Origin of the sequence: Sphingobium aquiterrae, from assembly GCF_037154135.1 — a bacterium.
Lineage (GTDB): Bacteria > Pseudomonadota > Alphaproteobacteria > Sphingomonadales > Sphingomonadaceae > Sphingobium > Sphingobium aquiterrae.
Map to the genome: position 1 here is coordinate 268,906 of NZ_JBANFL010000002.1, position 18,022 is coordinate 286,927.

The 18,022-nt window shown below is 63.1% G+C and carries 27 protein-coding genes; 1 reads left to right on the top strand and 26 read right to left on the bottom strand.

What is annotated here, in order from left to right; translation table 11 throughout:
- Positions 1-25 precede the first annotated feature (25 nt).
- The 26 genes from WFP78_RS03490 to WFP78_RS03615 form a co-directional block, all read right to left on the bottom strand.
- Positions 26-361, bottom strand: coding sequence for a hypothetical protein (locus WFP78_RS03490; RefSeq protein ID WP_336958671.1), 336 nt, complete (start codon positions 359-361; stop codon positions 26-28).
- On the bottom strand, positions 358-501 hold the full coding sequence (locus WFP78_RS03495) for a hypothetical protein (protein WP_336958673.1): 144 nt from the start codon (positions 499-501) through the stop codon (positions 358-360). Before WFP78_RS03495 ends, WFP78_RS03490 begins: the two co-directional genes overlap by 4 nt.
- 349 nt (positions 502-850) lie before the next feature.
- Positions 851-1,663: a DNA adenine methylase gene (locus WFP78_RS03500; RefSeq protein ID WP_336958919.1), complete on the bottom strand. Its 813-nt coding sequence runs from the start codon at positions 1,661-1,663 to the stop codon at positions 851-853.
- A 331-nt stretch (positions 1,664-1,994) separates the two neighbouring features.
- A complete protein-coding gene (locus WFP78_RS03505) occupies positions 1,995-3,206 on the bottom strand; it encodes a phage head morphogenesis protein (protein WP_336958675.1) in 1,212 nt (403 codons plus the stop codon).
- Positions 3,199-3,525 carry a hypothetical protein gene (locus tag WFP78_RS03510; protein ID WP_336958677.1) on the bottom strand — a complete coding sequence of 109 codons (327 nt, stop codon included), beginning with the start codon at positions 3,523-3,525 and terminating at the stop codon, positions 3,199-3,201. The genes WFP78_RS03505 and WFP78_RS03510 overlap by 8 nt, the downstream gene beginning before the upstream one ends.
- Positions 3,525-5,624, bottom strand: a complete 2,100-nt coding sequence (locus WFP78_RS03515; protein ID WP_336958678.1) for a phage portal protein family protein — start codon at positions 5,622-5,624, stop codon at positions 3,525-3,527. Before WFP78_RS03515 ends, WFP78_RS03510 begins: the two co-directional genes overlap by 1 nt.
- 1 nt (position 5,625) lies before the next feature.
- Positions 5,626-6,339, bottom strand: a complete 714-nt coding sequence (locus WFP78_RS03520) for a hypothetical protein (protein WP_336958680.1) — start codon at positions 6,337-6,339, stop codon at positions 5,626-5,628.
- Positions 6,339-7,883 (bottom strand): terminase large subunit domain-containing protein, encoded by a 1,545-nt coding sequence (locus WFP78_RS03525; RefSeq protein WP_336958682.1) that lies wholly within the window; start codon positions 7,881-7,883, stop codon positions 6,339-6,341. The genes WFP78_RS03520 and WFP78_RS03525 overlap by 1 nt, the downstream gene beginning before the upstream one ends.
- A complete protein-coding gene (locus WFP78_RS03530) occupies positions 7,880-8,272 on the bottom strand; it encodes a hypothetical protein (protein ID WP_336958684.1) in 393 nt (130 codons plus the stop codon). The genes WFP78_RS03525 and WFP78_RS03530 overlap by 4 nt, the downstream gene beginning before the upstream one ends.
- Complete coding sequence (locus tag WFP78_RS03535) at positions 8,272-8,805, bottom strand: phage protein Gp27 family protein (protein ID WP_336958686.1); 534 nt, start codon at positions 8,803-8,805, stop codon at positions 8,272-8,274. The genes WFP78_RS03530 and WFP78_RS03535 overlap by 1 nt, the downstream gene beginning before the upstream one ends.
- Before the next feature lie 3 nt (positions 8,806-8,808).
- Positions 8,809-9,099, bottom strand: coding sequence for a hypothetical protein (locus tag WFP78_RS03540; protein WP_336958688.1), 291 nt, complete (start codon positions 9,097-9,099; stop codon positions 8,809-8,811).
- A complete protein-coding gene (locus WFP78_RS03545; RefSeq protein ID WP_336958689.1) occupies positions 9,096-9,455 on the bottom strand; it encodes a DUF2730 family protein in 360 nt (119 codons plus the stop codon). The genes WFP78_RS03540 and WFP78_RS03545 overlap by 4 nt, the downstream gene beginning before the upstream one ends.
- Before the next feature lie 107 nt (positions 9,456-9,562).
- A complete protein-coding gene (locus WFP78_RS03550; RefSeq protein WP_336958691.1) occupies positions 9,563-10,069 on the bottom strand; it encodes a hypothetical protein in 507 nt (168 codons plus the stop codon).
- A complete protein-coding gene (locus tag WFP78_RS03555) occupies positions 10,069-10,773 on the bottom strand; it encodes a regulatory protein GemA (protein WP_336958693.1) in 705 nt (234 codons plus the stop codon). The genes WFP78_RS03550 and WFP78_RS03555 overlap by 1 nt, the downstream gene beginning before the upstream one ends.
- Positions 10,766-11,047, bottom strand: a complete 282-nt coding sequence (locus WFP78_RS03560) for a LexA family protein (RefSeq protein WP_336958695.1) — start codon at positions 11,045-11,047, stop codon at positions 10,766-10,768. Before WFP78_RS03560 ends, WFP78_RS03555 begins: the two co-directional genes overlap by 8 nt.
- Entirely contained in the window at positions 11,044-11,319 is a 276-nt protein-coding gene (locus tag WFP78_RS03565; protein WP_336958697.1) for a hypothetical protein, read from the bottom strand. The genes WFP78_RS03560 and WFP78_RS03565 overlap by 4 nt, the downstream gene beginning before the upstream one ends.
- The gene (locus WFP78_RS03570) at positions 11,316-11,579 is read right to left on the bottom strand and encodes a hypothetical protein (RefSeq protein ID WP_336958698.1); all 264 of its coding nucleotides are present in this window, start codon (positions 11,577-11,579) and stop codon (positions 11,316-11,318) included. The genes WFP78_RS03565 and WFP78_RS03570 overlap by 4 nt, the downstream gene beginning before the upstream one ends.
- Complete coding sequence (locus WFP78_RS03575) at positions 11,576-12,010, bottom strand: hypothetical protein (protein WP_336958700.1); 435 nt, start codon at positions 12,008-12,010, stop codon at positions 11,576-11,578. Before WFP78_RS03575 ends, WFP78_RS03570 begins: the two co-directional genes overlap by 4 nt.
- The gene (locus tag WFP78_RS03580; RefSeq protein WP_336958702.1) at positions 12,007-12,573 is read right to left on the bottom strand and encodes a host-nuclease inhibitor Gam family protein; all 567 of its coding nucleotides are present in this window, start codon (positions 12,571-12,573) and stop codon (positions 12,007-12,009) included. Before WFP78_RS03580 ends, WFP78_RS03575 begins: the two co-directional genes overlap by 4 nt.
- A 4-nt stretch (positions 12,574-12,577) precedes the next feature.
- On the bottom strand, positions 12,578-12,784 hold the full coding sequence (locus WFP78_RS03585; protein ID WP_336958704.1) for a hypothetical protein: 207 nt from the start codon (positions 12,782-12,784) through the stop codon (positions 12,578-12,580).
- Positions 12,781-12,951: a hypothetical protein gene (locus WFP78_RS03590; protein WP_336958705.1), complete on the bottom strand. Its 171-nt coding sequence runs from the start codon at positions 12,949-12,951 to the stop codon at positions 12,781-12,783. Before WFP78_RS03590 ends, WFP78_RS03585 begins: the two co-directional genes overlap by 4 nt.
- Positions 12,948-13,340 carry a hypothetical protein gene (locus WFP78_RS03595; RefSeq protein ID WP_336958707.1) on the bottom strand — a complete coding sequence of 131 codons (393 nt, stop codon included), beginning with the start codon at positions 13,338-13,340 and terminating at the stop codon, positions 12,948-12,950. Before WFP78_RS03595 ends, WFP78_RS03590 begins: the two co-directional genes overlap by 4 nt.
- Complete coding sequence (locus WFP78_RS03600) at positions 13,330-14,064, bottom strand: hypothetical protein (RefSeq protein ID WP_336958710.1); 735 nt, start codon at positions 14,062-14,064, stop codon at positions 13,330-13,332. The genes WFP78_RS03595 and WFP78_RS03600 overlap by 11 nt, the downstream gene beginning before the upstream one ends.
- Positions 14,061-14,837: an ATP-binding protein gene (locus WFP78_RS03605; RefSeq protein ID WP_336958712.1), complete on the bottom strand. Its 777-nt coding sequence runs from the start codon at positions 14,835-14,837 to the stop codon at positions 14,061-14,063. The genes WFP78_RS03600 and WFP78_RS03605 overlap by 4 nt, the downstream gene beginning before the upstream one ends.
- A 49-nt stretch (positions 14,838-14,886) precedes the next feature.
- Positions 14,887-16,704, bottom strand: coding sequence for a Mu transposase C-terminal domain-containing protein (locus WFP78_RS03610; RefSeq protein WP_336958713.1), 1,818 nt, complete (start codon positions 16,702-16,704; stop codon positions 14,887-14,889).
- 103 nt (positions 16,705-16,807) lie between these two features.
- On the bottom strand, positions 16,808-17,053 hold the full coding sequence (locus WFP78_RS03615) for a helix-turn-helix domain-containing protein (protein ID WP_336958715.1): 246 nt from the start codon (positions 17,051-17,053) through the stop codon (positions 16,808-16,810).
- An 86-nt stretch (positions 17,054-17,139) separates the two neighbouring features.
- On the opposite strand from WFP78_RS03615, the gene WFP78_RS03620 reads away from it, so the two are divergent.
- Positions 17,140-17,862, top strand: coding sequence for an XRE family transcriptional regulator (locus WFP78_RS03620; protein WP_336958717.1), 723 nt, complete (start codon positions 17,140-17,142; stop codon positions 17,860-17,862).
- Positions 17,863-18,022: the final 160 nt, after the last annotated feature.

The following is an 18,022-nucleotide window of genomic DNA, read 5'->3' on the forward strand; positions in this document are numbered from 1 at the left end:
TCGCCCGCACCCGTCCACCGCCGCCCTACCAGTCTTCGATCGTCAGGGCCGATAATTCCAGCATCGCCCAGGGCGTGCCGTCCTCCTCATAGCCCAGCGATCGCTCGTCCACCGCGATGTCGGCGACGATATGCCCCGGGATGCGGAACTCCGCCTCCGGCAGCGCCTCGGCCATGTCCGCCGCGCGCCGGTGTGCGTCCGTGCCGCACAGGCGCAGGGACAGCAGGTGCCGTGCGCCCTGGAAGGTGATGCTGGCCCATGGTTCGCTGCGCGCCTGCGCGATACTGGCGTCCGCGCCCGCCATGGCGAGCAGGGCGTGCAGCAACCGGCTGTGGGGGTTGCGCCTGATCGCCATCATCATCGGCCCGCCCCCTCGCGCTGTGTGGCGATATAATGCCGGACCCGGCGGATCATCCGCTCGCCCGGCTCCCGCCCGTTGCGCATGTCGAGCACGAGTCGCGGGTCGCGCACCGCGTTCCGCCCGAAGCGCGTGGCGGGCATGCCGGTTTCCTTCAGAAAGCCCTCGATGTGCCGCGCTATTAATTATACAGTTCGAATATGCGGGATATGCGGGGCTGCTGCCGGGACGTATCGGGATAGAACTCCCCAAAAATGGGCGTTTTCGCGGGTTTCGACGGGCGGCGTCGTGGCGGATGAGTTATTTTCGCAAATCGCGTTGAAAGTGGGCTGAAGAGGCCATTCACCAGCCAAAAAATGGCGGTTTTCCGTGGCCACTTTACACTTCTTTTCACTACCACTTTACACTTCCCGAAAAATGGCGGTTTTCTGCGGCTTTCGCCCCCCGCGCCGAAGCGCAAAAGGGGCGAAATCTGGAAACCGAACTGTAAACTCAACCGTCAACTGATCGGGCACTCGAAATGATCAGTTCTTGGACCCGTTGGGCGGCGTGATTTCCGGGCAACGAATAGGTCGTCGGGACGCTCTCAATAGCGAAGTCGCCGAAGATGTCGCGGACCTCAGAACGGTCATTCAGGCTCAGCAGAAAGCGGCCCTTCAGGGAGGCCAGTTGGGTCGCCATCTGAGCGAATTCATCGCGCGAGAAGAGCGCCTTCCCATAGTCTCCTTCGCTGCCAAAATATGGGGGGTCGAGGTAGAACAGCGTGCCGGGACGATCATAGCGACTAAGGAAGTCGGACCAGTGAAGTCGCTCGATCGTCACTGGCGCTATGCGTTCGTGGATCGCTTCCAGCATCGGTCCGAGTCGCGTCACGTCGAAGCGAGCCCTGTTGGTGGGGGAGACGCCAAATGAACGACCGGCGACCTTGCCGCCGAAAGCGAGACGCTGGAGATACAGGAACCGGGCCGACCTCTGCAGGTCGGTGAGCGTGCTGGGGTCTTGCGCCAGCAGCTTCTCGAAGCCGGCCCGTGACGACACCTGAAACCGTATCATCTCCAGGAAGGCGATATAGTGATGCTGAAGCACGCGGAAGAAGGTTGAAACGTCCTCCGACCAGTCATTGATTACCTCCGTTTGGGGGCGGGCATCCCGGCGGAAGAAGACGCCGCCCATGCCCACGAACACTTCAGCATAAGTACGATGGGGTATCGTCGCGATCCGGGAAATGATGCGCTTTGCCAGGTTGCGCTTGCCGCCAATATAAGGGGCGACGGGATGCACCGGATCGACGGGCTGTAAGAAGATTTCAGGGGTGTTGCAGGGCGCATTCAGCGTCCGTGTACGAGGGCTCGACTCTGTCACATTGTTCTCTATACGTTCCAACTGTCCGGGACCGGACGGCGGGATGGGTCTGGCTATGGCCGGCCAGGACGTGACGGGTCGAGACCGTCGGCTTGGGGCGTTGGCGCGCCCCATCCCCCGCCTTTCGGCGGGAAATTGAATAATGACGCCCGAAGCGCTATGAAGGTGAAGCGATGCGCGCGACACGGTGAACCTTGCGGCCGTAGCACGCTGCCCAACGGGGCAACGGAGCGCCATGCGGGGGATGCAAGTCCCCGCCGCGCATCGCATTTCCCTACCGCCGATCAACGATGATCTCCGTATCCTTCAGCAGGCGGCGGAGGGAGCGCTCATTCTGCTGTCGGACGCTTTGCACGAAGAGGCCGTTGCCGCTGGCGGTGCGCTTCAACACCGCTACCGTCCAGAGGCCATCACCCGACCGCGCGAAGATCAGCACGTTGTCACCGTCCCGCGCAATGATGTCGGCGCGCTGGGGAAGGTCGGGAAGCTCGCGATAGATCGCCGTGGGCAGGTCGGCGCGCTTGATGATCTGCTTGGCCAGCGTCTCGTCCGAGATGACTGCGACGCGGGCCGTCGCGCCGATCGCCCCACGCATATCGTCGCCCAGCACCATGACTGGGAAGGATGGTTGAGGAACAGATAGGAACTGCTCGAATGCAGGGCTGTCGATCAACTCCCGCAAGGTGGCCTGGGCGGCGTCGATCAGCCCTGCATCGGCTGCCTGGGTGATGGAGTTGCTGACCTTGTCCGCAAGCGCGTGAAGATGTGCCGTGCCGGGATTGTATCCGAAGCCGGGATCGATACCGGCGGGCACAGTGATCGGATCGGTGGCGCCGGCCGGGTAGAAAATGCGCGGCGGTCCGTCCGGTATCTGATCGTCGGGTGTGACAGTCCAGCCCATGCGCCGCATGCGGCGCTCGCTGACCTGTTCGAAGCCACATTTGCACTGCCAGCCATTGGGCGGAAAATGCGTCTGCCACCATGGATGGTCGACCGGCAGGATGACGCCATACCACTCCTTATGGAGCCGACGCTTATGTTCCGACGTTGACGGCACATAGCGGAGATAGGGAAATTCGTTCTTCTGGCGCTGGATGCGTGCCCAGTGTCCGGCCGCAAGGCTCATGCGGACGTTGGTATTGTAGATGTTGCGCAGGCGGCGGTCGCCCACCAGCACGGTAGCGTCAGTACCGGTCAACTCGCGATTGCGGACAGCGCCCCACCATCCGGCCTTCTGAAGGTCGGGCAGGATACCCGATTTCCATTCCTCATAGGTGCCGCCATTGGCCAGCATGTCGCCGATCGACGTCTGGAGGGTGCGGAGCAGATCGAGGCGAGCGACCTTGGCGGCGGTGAAGGCGACGGCATGATTATCATGCATCATCTCCGACCAACGGACGGTCGGCCGCAGTTCGCCACGCTGCTGGAAGGCGCGGACGACGTCAGTCGGTTCAAGGAAGATGGAATAGCCGAGGTTGTCAGCCATCCTCAGACCCGTTGGGGCTATGAGGCACGCCTAGCAGGGTCAGGCACATTGAAGAATGACCCGTTTGCCCCGCTTGCTTCATGATGTGCATGATCAAGCTGTCGACATTGTTTCCAGCACGCAGCGCCACATAGGCGCGGTCAAGCTGCCCGCCGTGTTCAGGAACGAAATGGACCGTGGTTCCACTCTCTCCAGGTGCCCATTCGACCCCGGCCAGAAAGGATAAACCAGCCTCGTTGCACCGCTTGGACAATGCGAGAAGTGCTGGCGCGATTTCATCGTCGTAGAACTTCTCGCGCTCCTCCTGCGTCATAAGCATCAGCGCAGCTCCTCATTGCCGGCATCCTGAGATGCGGATTTCAGCTGGATGGCGAAGCCGGCGCGCTCCAAGGCCTGCTTGAGTGGGGTCTCGTCCATGGTGCCCAGGGCATCAGCAAGGATGGCGCGCGCGGAGATCTCGCTGTCCGCAGACATCAGGCGGTCTAAGATCGTGCCGGTCATGGCATCGGCGACGCGATAGCCGTCCTCGGCGATCATGCGATCGACGATGCTATCGGCATCGTCATGGCCATCACCTTCCGCGAAGCTCGCGGGCTTCGCCTCGGCGATCGTCTCGTGCCAGCCATCCTGGATGGCTTCGAAGGTCTCCGGCCCGAAGACAAGGCGGCCCTGATAGGGCTGGATCGCGGCAAGATCGAGGTCGGCCCCCTCATAGGTGAGGGTGATATGGGGTATGTAGCTGCGATAGTCCCAGCTTGCGCCGGCCTCCACCATTTCTCGGTGACGCCATTGCAGATCGGGGGACTGGAAGAGCAGCGCGATCGCGCCCTCGCTGCCGAGTTGCTCGACAAGACGCGGACCGCCCGGTCCTACGATCAACTCGCCATAGTTGGAGCCGAACTGGCCCATGGCAAACCAGTTCACCGGCCGCTTCGAATAGGTGACGGTGGTGTGCAGTTCCTCGGCGGGCATGGTGGACGTAAAGCCCTGCTCCCGCGCCCAATCCAGTACCTCGCTGGCATTCAGCAGCGGACGGAAGACATAGAGCGGCCGGGGATCGTCGGCGGCGAAGCTGACAGCCCGCCTTGTGGGTGCCGTCCCTTCCTCTGTCGCCTTGGCCGGATCGACGGCTGGGGCAGGATCGTTGGCGGGATCGGGCGGGGATTTGGAGTTGGCTGGGGTTGGCGCGGTGGGCATCGATCCCGAAGGCGCGTCCTTGTCATCTCGGCGCACATAGCCCTCGCCATATGTCTCCTTGAAGCTATCAACCGTGCGGACCCATCCCGCTCGCTCGTGGATGGCGTCGGTCTCCGCCTGCGCCTTCAGGTCGGCCTCTTCCTCGACAACGCGGCGCACGATCGGCGCGGCAACATCGGTGCCGAAATTCCAGTCCGTCCACCAGCGCGCGGGGCCTTGGGTGAAGCTGTCGGTCAGCAGATCCGCGTCGGACTTGATAACCTCCAGCTTCACATCGGCATGGACCTCGCCCTGAGACCGGCTGGAGCCATTGTCCGTGGTCATCGTCTGCGACAGGATGACCTTGGCGATCGCGGCGTCCATATAGGCGCACAGTTCACGGTAATCGCCGACGCCGGAGCGGGCAGCGCTGAGCAGTTCCACCGCCATGCCCTCGGGCACGACGAAGCCGCTATCGGTGGCGATCGCCTGCAGCGCGCCAAGAAGGCTGCGAATGTCGTTATCCGTTGCGCCGCGCGGATATGTGCCCTTCGCCGTCGGCATGCCGAACTTGTCCAGGAAGATATTCCAGAACCGCATGCCATTGCGCTTGAACAGCACCGGCCAGTAGAGCCAGTGGGCCAGCCCCATGCCATAGGGTTCGTCGTCATCCGGCCCGCCCACGGAATGGACCCAGAATTTCTGGGGCGGCAGGATTTCGCCCCGCATGTTCGACGGGGTGAGCATCCGCAACTGGTCTTCGTCGTCGAAACGGAAGCGACGGGCGTTGCGCACCTTGGCGTTGGCGAAATCGAATAGCGCCGGGCCGCTCTCCCAGAACATTTCCGCCACGGCGTAGCCGTAGAAGCTGCCGTAGAGCATCTTGCGCGTGATCCGGTCCCACCCGATGCGCTTGATTGTCGCGTTCATGCCCTCAGCAGCGGCCTCGGCGCGCGGATCATCGTCGTCACCGGGGATGACCTCCCAGTCACGAGAGACCACGGCGCCGATGCGCTGTTGCATGCAGCTGAAGACCTGATCGTCGCGCAGCACCTCATTATAGGCGCCCCAATCGACCGAGGTACGGAGCAGCGGGTCGCGGGCTTCGCGCAGTCCGCGCACCCATGGCTGGGTAATGTCGCGCCCGTCGCGCGTGGACGCGATTTCCGTCGTCAGGATGGCGGGCGGGGAGGCCGTCGATCGGCGTGTGCCGGCGCTATAGGGTTTGGGCAGGCGAGCCATGTCAGATCACCAGATCCAGATCGGATGCGGCTTCCATGCCATAAGCCTGCCGCTGACGGGCTTCCCAACTGGCTTCGCCAGTGGCGGTGTATTCGACACCCATGATCTCGCAGATCCGGCGATAGAGCCCGCCTGTCACCGCATCCGATAATGTCACCATCTGGGCAACACCGGCTTTTCGTCCGGCCTGGACGTCAGCGAGCAGCGCCATGAATGCATTTCCCGGTTTTTTGGGCAGGGCGGAGATGACGACGACGCGGGCGCCGTAGGCGGTGGCAGCCAGAGCTGGCGCGATCAGGTGAGACAGGTTGGGCACCCATGCCGCATCGTCGATCACGATCGGGCCGTTGGCCGTGCGCAGCAAGGATGGCATCGGCGGGACCGCGTAAATGATGCCGCCACCCGGAAACTGCACCATCCAGCATTGGACCGAAGGTTCGTCGCCCTCTCCGATGGATACAGGTTCAACAGCGAGCCGGGCGCCATGGTTCATCTCGGCGAGCACACAGCATTCCATTAGGAATACCCGTCCCCTCGCAAGAGTGTTCACATAAAAATATGTGTTCGCCAGCGTCGAGACGACGGTGTCGACCGCATCGCAGGCGAAGGGATAGGTGGCGCCGATGCGACGCGCATGGGCAAGCACCAGAAGATTGCTGGCGCGGCTCTGCAGGACCGCGTCGAGTTGATAGGGCAGCAGTCGATAGTCGTTCATCAGAAACCAATCCCTTGATGTGCCCGGCCGACCGTGCCGAAGCCGATGTTTCGGATGGTCATTTCCGGGGCTGTGATGCGGGTGATGCCGGTGGTGTGGACTTCCATCGGCCCGAAATCCTCGTCTGCGGCCGAGACCAGGTGCATGAGGGCGATCGCGTTATCGCCGTGGCGCTGGCCCTTGGCGCCGTCCGCCTTGGACATGACGGAGCGGTCGGGGATCTTGGGAACGCCCTTGACCAGCTTGACCATCCGCAGATCTTCCAGCGTCCCTTCGTCGGCCGGGATGATGAGCGTGCGGTCCTCGATGCCGGCCTTGAGCTTGGGCATGAAGGCAAGATAGGTCTTGTCGCTGGCCTGGACGGCTTCGATGCGGTCGAAGCCCCAGCGCTGCTGGGCGAACTCGGCCAGCGACGAGCCGTTGCCGCGTGCGTCCATCTTTCCTGCACAGAAATTGGGCATCCGTGCGATCAGCCAGTTGAGGACGAACTCCTGCTCGCGGAACGGCACATTCCGCATTTCCAGGATGAAGCGGCAGATCAGCCGGGTGTTGTCGTCATGCTGGCCGACCGCGATCGGCGAGACGTCGCCCGTGCGCGCGAAGTCCTGGCCGAAGAAGCTGCGGCGGTTCGGCGCGAATTCCCTGATCCAGGGCCGCACCTCTTCTTCCAGAAACTCCCGCACGAAATCCTGACGGAACTCGTCGCTCTTCAGTTCGAAGCCGGCCGGGCATGTCAGGCGGATCACAGGCAGATCGGCCGACATGGCTTGTTTGATCACTGCGCGGGAGAGATAGGTGCCAGAACCCATGGACGGCACCACGTCCAGCTCTTCCTCGGCGGCGGTGCCGTAGCGCTTGCGCAGGGAGGCTTCCCAGGCCCTCTCACCCTCTGGTGTCCATTCGACGCCCGTTCGCAGGCAGATACGCTTGTAGAGGCCGTCCGCCAGGGCATCGACGAGGGTAAGGCGCATGACATGCCCTTCCTTCTTGCCGGCCCGGATATCCTCGACCAGTTCGTTGAAGGGGTTGTCCGCGCCGTCATGCGTCGAGATGACCACCACGTGGCTGCCCCACATGGTCAAGGCCATTGCGGCCTTCAGAAGTTCGTCCAGGGCGTCATGGAAGGCCGCTTCGTCGATAAGCACCTTGCCCTGCATACCGCGCAGGCTGCGGGGCTTGGACGACAGGGCGATGATGGCCTTGCCCGAGGGGAAGTCGATGCGGAGCGCCTTGACGCCCTTTTCGGACCCGTCGTCGAACAGGAATTCGGAGGCGTCGCTGGCAACCTCGTCGAACGCCTTGGCAAAATCGGCGCAATAGCCGATGAACTCCCGCGTCATGTCGAGATTATAGGCGATGTAATAGACGTTTTCGGGCCGGACGGCGGGCGCGGCGGTCAGCACCGCATCGGCGGCAAAGCCATAAGTGATGCCGGTGCGCCGCGACTTCTCGATAACGAGCAGCATGTGCTCGGCCGACAGCGCGATCGCGGACGCCTGATATTTCAGCAGAACCTTCAGGTCATCAATGGCACTGGTCGTCATGGGCGGCCTCGCCGCGCTTCGCGCCGTTCCTTGCGGCGGGCTTCGTGATTGACCGGATCGGTCCACAGCGCATCGCCGGCTGCGATGGTATCCAACCAGGCACAAAGTTCCGGCATCCCTGAAACGCCGTCGAGCGTCACCAGCTCGATATTGGGCATGTCCTTGTGCGGGGCTGGTGGCCTGCGATGGTTGGACACGCGCACGAGCCAGCGCCGGCCGGACTTGTCGGCCATCCAGACATAACGGGATGAAGAGCCCCGGCTGTGGCTGGACCGGATCGACAGGACGCCGATACCGCGCCGCTTCGCTTCGCGCGCAACGTCGATCGCGGTCATCAGGATTTGACAGGGGGTGGCGTGTCCGGCTCCGGCGACGATGCGCAGCATCATCAGTCGAGCCCCAGAATTCGGCGCTTGACGATGTCGATCGTGGCTTCGCTGGCGCCGGCCGAGCGCGCGGCGTTCTCCGCAATCGACGCCGCCTTGCGCATGGCTTCCTTCGCGGCTTCCTCGCGGATTTTTGCGTCGCGATCGGCATCGGTCTTAGCGGCCAACACGATGTCCTTCACGGACCGGGCGAGATAGGACAGTTCCTGCGCGCCGATCTCGTCATCGTCACTGCGGGACATGGCGGCGCGGGCAGCGATGCTGGTGATCAGCTGGATCAGCAGCTTGCCCTGGCTGTTGTCGCTGGCGCCAAATTCGCGTCCGAACGCTTCGGCCACGGACATCATGTCACGCTGCCGTGCCGCGAACTGTGCATAGTGCTTGGAGTATCGGCCGACGGCGGAACGGCTGACATCCTCGCCCAGCGAATGCAACATATCGACAATCTTATCGATGGTCACACCGCGCTTGATCGCAGCGTCTACTTCAAGGCGAATGGCGGGGTCGAGCTGGTCGATGGAGGAGCGGCGGGCCAAGGGTCAGTCCCCCGTCTTGTGGCGCCAGACACCATCGATAACGAGCCGCCCTTCGGCAGCATCGCGCCCATCCTTCAGGATACGGCCGACCTTGTAGGGGCCGAGGCCGGAAACCTCTATCAACCCTTGCTCGGCGAGCCAGTCCATCTGATCGGCGACGTCCCGGCGGGCGACGCGGTGATCCAATTCGTTGAGCAGGATGGAGATATAGTCGTCATTCTGCTCGCCACCGACGTCATTCAGCAGGTCGAGGATGGCGCGACGAATGAGAGGAACGATGGCGGGATGGATCATTTCGCCAGCCCGCGATCAATAATGATCTGCAGCAGATCATTTGCGGTGTTGAGGCGATCGCGCAGGCCGCTGCATTGCTGCTCGACGCCGCTCATCCGCCCCGAGATTTTGGCCATCTGCTCCAGCAGGTCGACGCGCGTCGGCGGGTCGTCCAGATCGGCGGCGATATTATCCAGCCTGGTGGTGCATTTGATCTGCTCTTCGTCGATCGCGTCGACCTTCGTGACGAGGCGGTCGAAATCTTCCTTCGTGGGGAATTTCGTGCGCAGCCAGAGAAAGCCTGCGGTCAGGATGAGGGGGGTGATGGTCGTGGCGATAGGCCACAAATCGTTGATGATGCCGAACCAAGCGGGCATGGATTACCCCCGCTTCCGGCTATGCTGATGGACGGACAAGATGCACCCCGATGGCAGTTCAATAGGGGTGCAAATTGATTGTGCTGGCGCCCGCTATCAGGAGTGTTTCAGTGGACTCCCTCAGCTTCGCAGCTGTCGTCGGCGAACATATCGAGCTGGCGAGGATCGTGTTTTGCCCTGGGCAGGGACACGGGACGCGTATCCACTCCCTCGTCCGTCTGATTGACGAGCTTCGACATGAGGCTGCGGTTACATCGCACGATCGCAGCGCCTTCGCTTACCGTTATTTTTCGTTGTCGCACAAGAGCGACGATGCCGGCGCGTCGCGCGCGATAGAGTGCTGCGTTTCCGGTAGGCATCGGGAATTTTTCCCGGCCGTAAACATGGCTGATGATCGCGGCCTTCTCCGGGCCGATCAGTTCGCGAAGGACATTTCTGGTCGGATCGACCGAAATATAAATCGTCTGGCCACCGAACTCCTCGCATATCTGCAATACCGCATAGGCGCCGATATGATCCGCCATTTCCCACATGGCTGGCGACCAGCCCTTGCCGGGCTTCACATCAGCGGGGATCGGCAAATCCTCCAATCTGTAGGAGGGGCGGCGTTTCATCAGCTTTCGCCTTTGCCCATAGCACGGCGATGCTTCCGGCCGAGCAGGCGGATGCCGGCGTCCAGCTCGGCCGTCGTCCAGTAATGATGGTTGGGCACGAGGCGCAGCGCGCTGCGCAGATAGTCGACATAGCTGCCGAACATCATGCCTTTCGCCTTCAGCTTGCGCTCTAGGGCTTCCAGCACGGCGAAGCGATCATAATGCGTCGGGTCCAGGTCGGGTGCATGCGCTGCATAGTCGGCCTCCTGCTCCGGCGTGTGCCAGGACACGCCTTCGCGCGCGGCCCAGCTTTTAAGCGCCTCGATCACCGATGCTGCCTTGCGATGGTCCAGGAAGTTGAGGGCGCTGATGCCGGTCTGGCGCTGGACGAAGCTGCTGATCGGCCGCTCGCCCGGATCGTCTATGGCGCCGAGCCAGTAAAGGCTCCACCACAGCGCCTTGATCTTGCCGAGATGGGCGCGGTGGCCCATCGGCCCCTTCCAGTCCCGGTTGAGATGGTCGAGCAGCTTGCCCAGCTCGCCGATCGACATGTCGCTCATGCTGGCCTTCTTGATCTGCTCGGCCTGGATATCCTTGCGGGCATCGTCGTCGATCCCAAGACGCCTGCACGCCGCGCGCACCGCGCGCATCAGCTTCATCCGGCTGATGTCAGCGTTGGTCGCCTTGCGGGCGCGCTCGGCATGGGTGGGTGCCGTCTTAGCCACGGATGGTCTCCCGGCGCTGGAGTTCGGCCTTCAGGTCGCCGAGCGGCACGGCGGACAGGTCCAGGGCGCGCGCAGGGGCATAGGCGCGGTCCCGGCCGGGCAGGCGCACGAGGTGGCCGCGATCGACCAGCTTGCACAGGTGCTGATAGACGCTGCCCTTCGATCGGGGGCTGTAGCCGAGGAGCGTGCATAGCTCGGCAAAGGTCGGTGCGATGTTATGCGCGCTATGGTAGGCCAGGAATGCGTCCAGCGTCTTCTTCATGGCGGGCGTCATTTGTCGTCTCCGTAGAAAGGGAGGCCGAGAGGAGGCGCTGGCAGGGCACGGCATGTTCCGTCCGTGAGCGCCAATAGAGTGGCCTTGGGTTCAGGCTTGGGCTTGGGCGGATGCTTCGCCTCATGGAGCTGGCCAAGAATGCGCTCCAGGGCGAAGCGATCCGTCACCTCGATCTCGACGCGGATGACGGTGCCCTTAGCGCTGGAGGCGGTAGCGTAGGATTTGACCTTCGCCTCCCCGCGATCCCAGTAGAGCATGACAAAGTCGCTCACTGGAGGGTCGGTCCGACATTGGCGGCGATGTCGTCGGCATTGGCCACAAAGACCATATCGGCGAACATGCCCGCGACATGGTCGATCATGTCGCCTTGCAGGCAGACCGTGAGGCCATCGCCGCCGTCGGTGATACTGATGTAGATGCTGCCATCTTTGGCGGCGAAGCTGATCCCGCTGGCATCCACGCTTCCCAAAGCGCCGCCGACCGGCAGAGTCACCCCCTTCGCGCGAACGAAATGACCTTTGGCTTCACTCATAGTGAATTCTCCTGGATAGAGACGTGTGCTGCCCAGCCTTTGGAGACCAGCTCCGAGAGGAAGGTTGAGAGCGGGACATGGAGGCGCCGCGCCTCGACCTCGATCGCGTTGGCGATTGGGCCGTGGTCAGCATGCAGGGTACGAATGGGAAGGAACGGTGCCGGGCCGACCTGATCCACCGTTGGCCGGCCTTCCCGCAGGCGATCCGGGCGCCGGATGGCCATAGGCGCTTCGCCCGACCCCGGTCGGGCATTGAAGCCTTTTCCCTCCATGAAAGCACGCACACGTGCCGCGCGATGGTTGCCCACCCGGATTTTCTCCGAACGGTATGCACGGACGAAGCTGTAATCGTTGACCGCAGCCTTCCCGAATTCGGTGGAACTCATCCCGGTCTCACGCAGGAAAGCGTCGATCTCGGCAAGCAGTGTCATTCCGCTGCCTCCTCGACATCGACCACCTCGGGGCTGGCGTCCTTCTTCGGCGCGGTATCGATGAAGAATTCCTCCTTCTGCTCGCGCCGCGCGCCGAGCCACAGGAGCAGCTGGCCCAGCTCATCACCGGCGCCGATCGCGCGGATGCAGGCTTGCTTGTCGAGTTTGAGCTTGATGCTGAGCAGGCCATCGGCGCCGATATCGCCCAGATCTTCGATCAGCTGCTCGGCCGTGATGCCGTCGTGCTTCAGGGCCGGTGTCGTCTTGCGTTCGCCGATGATGCAGCCGCACAGTTCGATCGACTTGCGCTTGCCTTCCGTCAGCTCGGGCGCGGCGACGCCCCACCATGCCCGGAGCTGGCGGAACCATGCCTTCAGGTCGACGTCGAGCGGCGTGATCGTCTCGTCCCGCGCCGTCTCGATCTTCGCGATAGCCGTGGCGGCGTCTGATCTGACCATGTCGATGACATCGGCGAAGTCGCGATATTTGGCGATCAGGGCCGTGGCCTCTTCGATCGTCTGCGGTGCCTGCTGCTTGGGTGCCTTACGGCGTGAAACGGCCATGAAACTATCCTTCCGTGGTGGTGATGGTGGGGAGCTGGGGTGAAATGAGCGGGATCGCCGTCGCGCAGCTGGCGCACTCGGCGGTCAGCCGGCCGACGTGCCACGCGCTGCCGCCGCAGCCGGGGCAGTGGTTGCTTTCCTGCTGGCGGTAGAGGACGACATATCCACGCTCGGCCTGGATCGCCCGGTAGTCGGTGCGGGGCGCCGTCATGGGAGCAATCCCAGGACAAGGGTGGCGAGCAGGATCAGCGCGGGCAGCGCGATCGCCGCCTGCCGAAGGGCAAGGCCGATTTCCGGTTCGCCGGGGACGAGATGATCGGGCTCGGCAAACCAGCGGCGTGCAAACTGCATCGTCGCGGTGATGGTGGCGCGGATCATGGCCGCCCTCCATCGCTATTGTTCGGGCATGCCGGGCAGGCCCGGTCATGCTCATGATGGGCAGGATTGCGGGGCGGCGTCTTGCGACGGCGGGCACGGATGCAGCTGGAGAGCGGGATCGCGCCGTAGATCGGGCAATGGACATCCTCGCCGCCAAAGACGCGCCGGACCTTCATCTCCGCCTCGCGCATGTCGCCGGGGTAACGGTTGTTGATCAGGCGCGAGACATAGGCCGATGAGGCGTCGAGCCGCTCGCCGGCGATACGCTGATTGGTGGCGTCGCAGGCGGTGGCGAGCAACCGGACCCATGCCGGCATGTCGGTGCCCCATCCTGCGACGGCGCGTTCAAGGTTCGTGGCAAGACTGGCCGAAACAGGGTTAAGCGTCATGGTTAACGCTCCCGGTCAAAAAAATGTCGGCCCGAGGCATGACCGAAAACGGCCGCTTCCAATTCTGGTCGTAGAGCGCCGTCGTCGTGCGGGCGTTCGACCGCCGCATCATTTGCGGATAGAGCGGGCCACTGTTGCGGCAGAGCCGCCAGCTCGGCACGTCCGCCCAGACCGGCGCAAGATAGCCCGCAGTCACCAGCAGCCGCACATAGCGGGCCGCAAAGTCGCGCTTCACTTCGGCCGCCATCACGAGCTGCGCCAAATCGAAGGTGCGCAGCACGCGCATCGCCGTCCAGAGACGCTTGTGACCCGCCGACTGGCGCTTGATCGTCGTGACGTAGTAATGCACCCGCCTGGTCCTCATGATTTCGGGTTCGGGTCTGGGCTGGATCGCTGCCCGCTTCGGCCTGGGCGCGGCCGCCGCCCGTTTCGGTCTGGGCGGGCGCGGCGCCCTGGGTTCGGTAAGCCGCGCGTTGACGACGGTCCTGCCGAGAGTCGTCGGCGCATAATGTTCGTGCCCGGCCCGATGTCCGGCCTTGACCACCGTTCGTTCGAGCAGACCACGCCGCTCCCAGCTGCGCAGAAGCATGTACGCAGTGGACAAACGGATATTCAGGTCGAGCACGAGCCGTCCGAATGCCACGGGGCGCTCGGCGAGGCGCAGCATGTCCCAAAGCCGGGACGCCTCGTTTCCGACGCTGTCGGCAAGGTCGACGGACATCATGCCGCGTCCTTCATGCGCCGGACGGGAAGGTCGCCGGTGGCGATCGGCCGTGTGGCCCACCAGTTGGCATCGATGCCGTCCATGCCGTCGACCAGGGCGGCCTGTTCGGCGATGGTCAGGTTGGTGACGATCCGGCGCGTCACGCCCCGGCAGCGATCCTGGAACAGCTTGACCAGATCGTCGGCGATCTGGACCCGTGTGCAATAATGGTCGGCGAGGCGGCGGGCATCCTGCAGGCTGGCGGGCTGCGCGGCCGTGGCCGAGCGGATACGGTTGTCGAACCGCTCCCATTCCTTCAGCTTGGACGGCATCCCCTCTTCGCCGATCATCATGATGCCGACCGACGTGTGATCATGAATATCGCGGATGATCTCGACCGACTGCTTTTTGACCAGGTGATCCATCTCGTCGATGATCAGTGGCCGGGGCGCATAGTTGAGATGGTCGATGATCTGGCGAAGGATGCGGGGCGATGTGCGCTCCAGCCTGGTGACGCCCAGCTCTTCCGCGATCGCTTCGAGGATCGACCGCTGCGTCCAGATCGATTGCGCGGAGATGTAGACCGCATCGGTGCGGGCGGCGGTGAAGGCCGCCGCGACCGTTTTGCCATAGCCGGAAAAGCCATAGAACAGGGCAAGCCGGGGCTGATGCTGGGGCACGTCCTGCACATCCATCAGCGTGCGCAGCGCCAGTGACATATTGGTGAGTTGCGCCTGACCTGTCCGGGTGCGGTCGCCGAGCGGCAGTCGGGGTTCGGTGTTAAGGTCGCTCATATGTCCTCCTGATCCTGAAGACGGGTTGCAAAGGGTGTTCAGCGGGCCGTCACGCGGCCCCTGATCGACGGTGATGGGTGGGTGCCGCGGGTGCGCCGAAGTGGCCGGCGATCATCTTCTCCGCCTTGTATTCCGAGGATTGGGCGTAGAGCCGGGCACGGCGCAGGGCGTCGGCCTCGACCCGTTCGCCACGCGTGGCGGCGGCGATCACGGCATCGGCTTCCGCCACCTTCTGTTCGATCGTCCGTTCGGTGCGGGGCACAGGCGCGCTGCGCACCATCGCATCGTCCAGCTGTGCCTGCGTTGGCATCTGCGGCTGCGGCGCATTCCTGATGCTCTCGATCGTCGGCGTGCTGGCGGCACGGGTCGGCATCGGCAGGTGCGCGATCTTGCCCGCCCGTTCCGCCTCTTCGCGGAGCAGCGCGTCCCGCGCCTTGTCGATCGAGAATTTGCGTTGCTTGTCGCGCAGTTCCGCCTTGGCATTGGCCATGTGCGCATTCATCTGGCGCCGCGCGGCGAGGGCGAATTGCTGCTCGCTCATGCCCGAGCGCTCGAAGTTGACCGCCGTATCGACATAGCGGCCGTCCGCATCGAATATGAACAGGGCGCCCAGATCGTCCTCGTCGCGGCGGACCATCACTTCCTTGCCCATGTGGGCGACCAGCGCGGGCGACCAGTAGCGGCCATTCTTCCAGCGGATGCCGCGCTTGGTGACGGACTTCGGCCCGACATAGGCGGAGAGCGCGATCTTCAGCGCATCCTCGGAAGGCGCCCTGCGCGCCGGCTGCGGCGAACTCTGCCACTTCTCCATGGGGGAGCATTGCAGCGTGCTGTGGGTGCGCTGGTGATATTCGCCGTCGATCCAGGCATCGACGATCGCCTGCAGTTCGATGCTCGTGATATGCGGCACCACGATGGCGCGGCCTGTTTCCTTCTTCGCCTTCGCGCGCAGCTTCTGCGCATCCGCGACATTGTGGCCGATGAAGCCCTTGAGCAGGGAGGCGCGCTCCCGGTTGAAGGTGCCGAACAGGCGCTCGACGAAGGGCTTGTCTTCCGGGTGGCCCGGTAGGCACGGGTCCAGCTCGATATCAAGCAGGTCCAGCGCGGAGCCGACCGAGGCGTTGATAAAGCCCGAGCCGTTGTCGACCTTCAGCCGGGCAGGCATCACGCCCCACGCCCGGATCGTATCGATCAGGATGCGGCGCACCGACTGCGCGCTCTCGCTCTCGACCACCTGATAGCGAGCGCGGCGGCTCCAGCGGTCGATAATGCCCAGGATCGCCTTACGGCCATCCTTGCACATCACGTCCGCCTTGGTGGTGTCGATCTCCCAGACCTCATGGGCATAGGAAACGGTCGCATCCATCCGGCCGAGCGCCATGCGATAGCTGCTCTTGAAGCGATCGGGATCGCGGGTGGCGGTGTAGAGCACCTCCCGATCGCGTTCGAGCTTGGCGATGAAGACCTCAAGCGTCCGCCGGGAAGCTGGCACCGGCAGGCCGAGCCCTTTCAACAGCTTTTCAACGTTGCGAGCGCTCGTGCGTTGGCTTGCCAGAATAGCGTCAACAGCATCCACTACGTCCGGGTTGAGGCTGAAGAAGTCGAAGCCGGCCGGTCGGCCGCGCGGACGCTTTGCGGCGTCCAGGGCATTGCCGGTCCGTGCAAGGAAGTCAGAGCGCGCTTCGGCCGGCAGTCTGAGGACTGAATAGGCTCGCCCGCCGCCGCGCGCCTCACGGGCGACAAACGGCCAATTTTCTTGTGCGGCGCGCTTGATCACACCCGCCTTGCTCGTCGGCAGGCCGGCGAGGCGCAGATCGGCGATCTCCTGCGCACTCAGATATGATGTTGCGCCTCCCTGATCGGTCATCGCGAGGCACCCCGCGACTGTCCCATTTTGACTCGATTGACCAGAGCCGCATTAGGAACGTATAGGAAACAGGACAGGGCGAGTCCTGCATGGTAGATGACACTCATGCGGCCGCTCTCCCACGGGAGAAGCCCATTCTTTCGCCGTCCGCCTTGTAGCGGGTCGGCCATATCTTGCTGGGGTGGACGTTGAGGAAATCAGCAATGATCAGCTCGCAACGCGCCGACACACGGGCCTGCAGCGCCAGTGACAATGCTTGGGTTGAGATGCCTTCCCGCCGTGCCAGTTCGGCAAGGGAACTGCCCTTCTTGCGGATGGCCGCCTTAATGTCTTCCGGATGCCAATCCATCGATCTTCCCAACATCAGTTTGATGTTGAAATGTCTATTTGAACATCATGTGAGTTGTCAACATCAAAATGATGTTTGGATGTGCTGTGCCTGAAAGCATGTCTCTGGACCTTGTGCGTCGCATCGTTGCGGCGCTCGGAACCCACAAGGAGGCGGCAGAAAAGACCGGCATTCCTTACGCGACCCTGCAGCGCGTGCTGAGCGGCAGCAGCCCGCTTACGCATGAGAGGTTATCCAAGATCGCCTTGGCCACTGGACTGAGCATGGAGCAGATGGCGACCCTTCAAGGGGCGGTCGCCGGAACTATGAGCCCGGAGCAATTGGCAGTGGCGCGGGGCGCTATCGGCCATCTCGATAAGATGAGACCAAAGCAGGCGGCTGAATTGCAGTTGGTGCCGCTCTACGACATTGCCGTTTCGGCAGGGCATGGGGTGGCGGCCATAGAGGCAGGGCAATCCGTCGAGTCGCTGGGTTTTCCGGAAGGGTGGCTTCGACGGCAGTTCCGTAACACGCGCCAGCTGCGGATTTTCAATGTGCGTGGCGACAGCATGATCCCTGCCATGGCGGACGGCGATCTGGTCATGGTCGATACGAGCAACAAGGATCGCGTCGATGGTGTGTTCGTCCTCCGCCTGGACGATCAGTTGTTGGTCAAACGGCTGTTCTTCCCGAGTGAACGACGGGTGCTCATGACGAGCGACAACAAGGATTATGAGCGGCAGGATCGCGTGATAGACTTGGCCGATGAAGCGAAGCAATCAGCCTTTGGATTGATCGGCCGCGTCGTGTGGGTCGGTAAAGCGCTATAGATGCCTATTCCGGCCATGTTTGATCTTTGGGCGGTGTCGCCTCTGACCCGTGAACGCATTGAGATAGCGTCGGCGCTCTGGCCGCGAATACAACGGCAAAAGCGTGAATTCCCGTACCTGAGATATGAACGGATTGTTTGCCTGCATCAGTCGTGCGAAG

Excerpts from the sequence above, each read along its gene's own strand:
- WFP78_RS03490 (WP_336958671.1), bottom strand. The coding sequence starts at position 361 with ATGATGATGGCGATCAGGCGCAACCCCCACAGCCGGTTGCTGCACGCC.
- WFP78_RS03495 (WP_336958673.1), bottom strand. The coding sequence starts at position 501 with ATGCCCGCCACGCGCTTCGGGCGGAACGCGGTGCGCGACCCGCGACTC.
- WFP78_RS03505 (WP_336958675.1), bottom strand. The coding sequence starts at position 3,206 with ATGGCTGACAACCTCGGCTATTCCATCTTCCTTGAACCGACTGACGTC.
- WFP78_RS03510 (WP_336958677.1), bottom strand. The coding sequence starts at position 3,525 with ATGCTTATGACGCAGGAGGAGCGCGAGAAGTTCTACGACGATGAAATC.
- WFP78_RS03515 (WP_336958678.1), bottom strand. The coding sequence starts at position 5,624 with ATGGCTCGCCTGCCCAAACCCTATAGCGCCGGCACACGCCGATCGACG.
- WFP78_RS03520 (WP_336958680.1), bottom strand. The coding sequence starts at position 6,339 with ATGAACGACTATCGACTGCTGCCCTATCAACTCGACGCGGTCCTGCAG.
- WFP78_RS03525 (WP_336958682.1), bottom strand. The coding sequence starts at position 7,883 with ATGACGACCAGTGCCATTGATGACCTGAAGGTTCTGCTGAAATATCAG.
- WFP78_RS03530 (WP_336958684.1), bottom strand. The coding sequence starts at position 8,272 with ATGATGCTGCGCATCGTCGCCGGAGCCGGACACGCCACCCCCTGTCAA.
- WFP78_RS03540 (WP_336958688.1), bottom strand. The coding sequence starts at position 9,099 with ATGATCCATCCCGCCATCGTTCCTCTCATTCGTCGCGCCATCCTCGAC.
- WFP78_RS03545 (WP_336958689.1), bottom strand. The coding sequence starts at position 9,455 with ATGCCCGCTTGGTTCGGCATCATCAACGATTTGTGGCCTATCGCCACG.
- WFP78_RS03550 (WP_336958691.1), bottom strand. The coding sequence starts at position 10,069 with ATGAAACGCCGCCCCTCCTACAGATTGGAGGATTTGCCGATCCCCGCT.
- WFP78_RS03560 (WP_336958695.1), bottom strand. The coding sequence starts at position 11,047 with ATGACGCCCGCCATGAAGAAGACGCTGGACGCATTCCTGGCCTACCAT.
- WFP78_RS03570 (WP_336958698.1), bottom strand. The coding sequence starts at position 11,579 with ATGAGTGAAGCCAAAGGTCATTTCGTTCGCGCGAAGGGGGTGACTCTG.
- WFP78_RS03575 (WP_336958700.1), bottom strand. The coding sequence starts at position 12,010 with ATGACACTGCTTGCCGAGATCGACGCTTTCCTGCGTGAGACCGGGATG.
- WFP78_RS03580 (WP_336958702.1), bottom strand. The coding sequence starts at position 12,573 with ATGGCCGTTTCACGCCGTAAGGCACCCAAGCAGCAGGCACCGCAGACG.
- WFP78_RS03585 (WP_336958704.1), bottom strand. The coding sequence starts at position 12,784 with ATGACGGCGCCCCGCACCGACTACCGGGCGATCCAGGCCGAGCGTGGA.
- WFP78_RS03590 (WP_336958705.1), bottom strand. The coding sequence starts at position 12,951 with ATGATCCGCGCCACCATCACCGCGACGATGCAGTTTGCACGCCGCTGG.
- WFP78_RS03595 (WP_336958707.1), bottom strand. The coding sequence starts at position 13,340 with ATGACGCTTAACCCTGTTTCGGCCAGTCTTGCCACGAACCTTGAACGC.
- WFP78_RS03600 (WP_336958710.1), bottom strand. The coding sequence starts at position 14,064 with ATGATGTCCGTCGACCTTGCCGACAGCGTCGGAAACGAGGCGTCCCGG.
- WFP78_RS03605 (WP_336958712.1), bottom strand. The coding sequence starts at position 14,837 with ATGAGCGACCTTAACACCGAACCCCGACTGCCGCTCGGCGACCGCACC.
- WFP78_RS03610 (WP_336958713.1), bottom strand. The coding sequence starts at position 16,704 with ATGACCGATCAGGGAGGCGCAACATCATATCTGAGTGCGCAGGAGATC.
- WFP78_RS03615 (WP_336958715.1), bottom strand. The coding sequence starts at position 17,053 with ATGGATTGGCATCCGGAAGACATTAAGGCGGCCATCCGCAAGAAGGGC.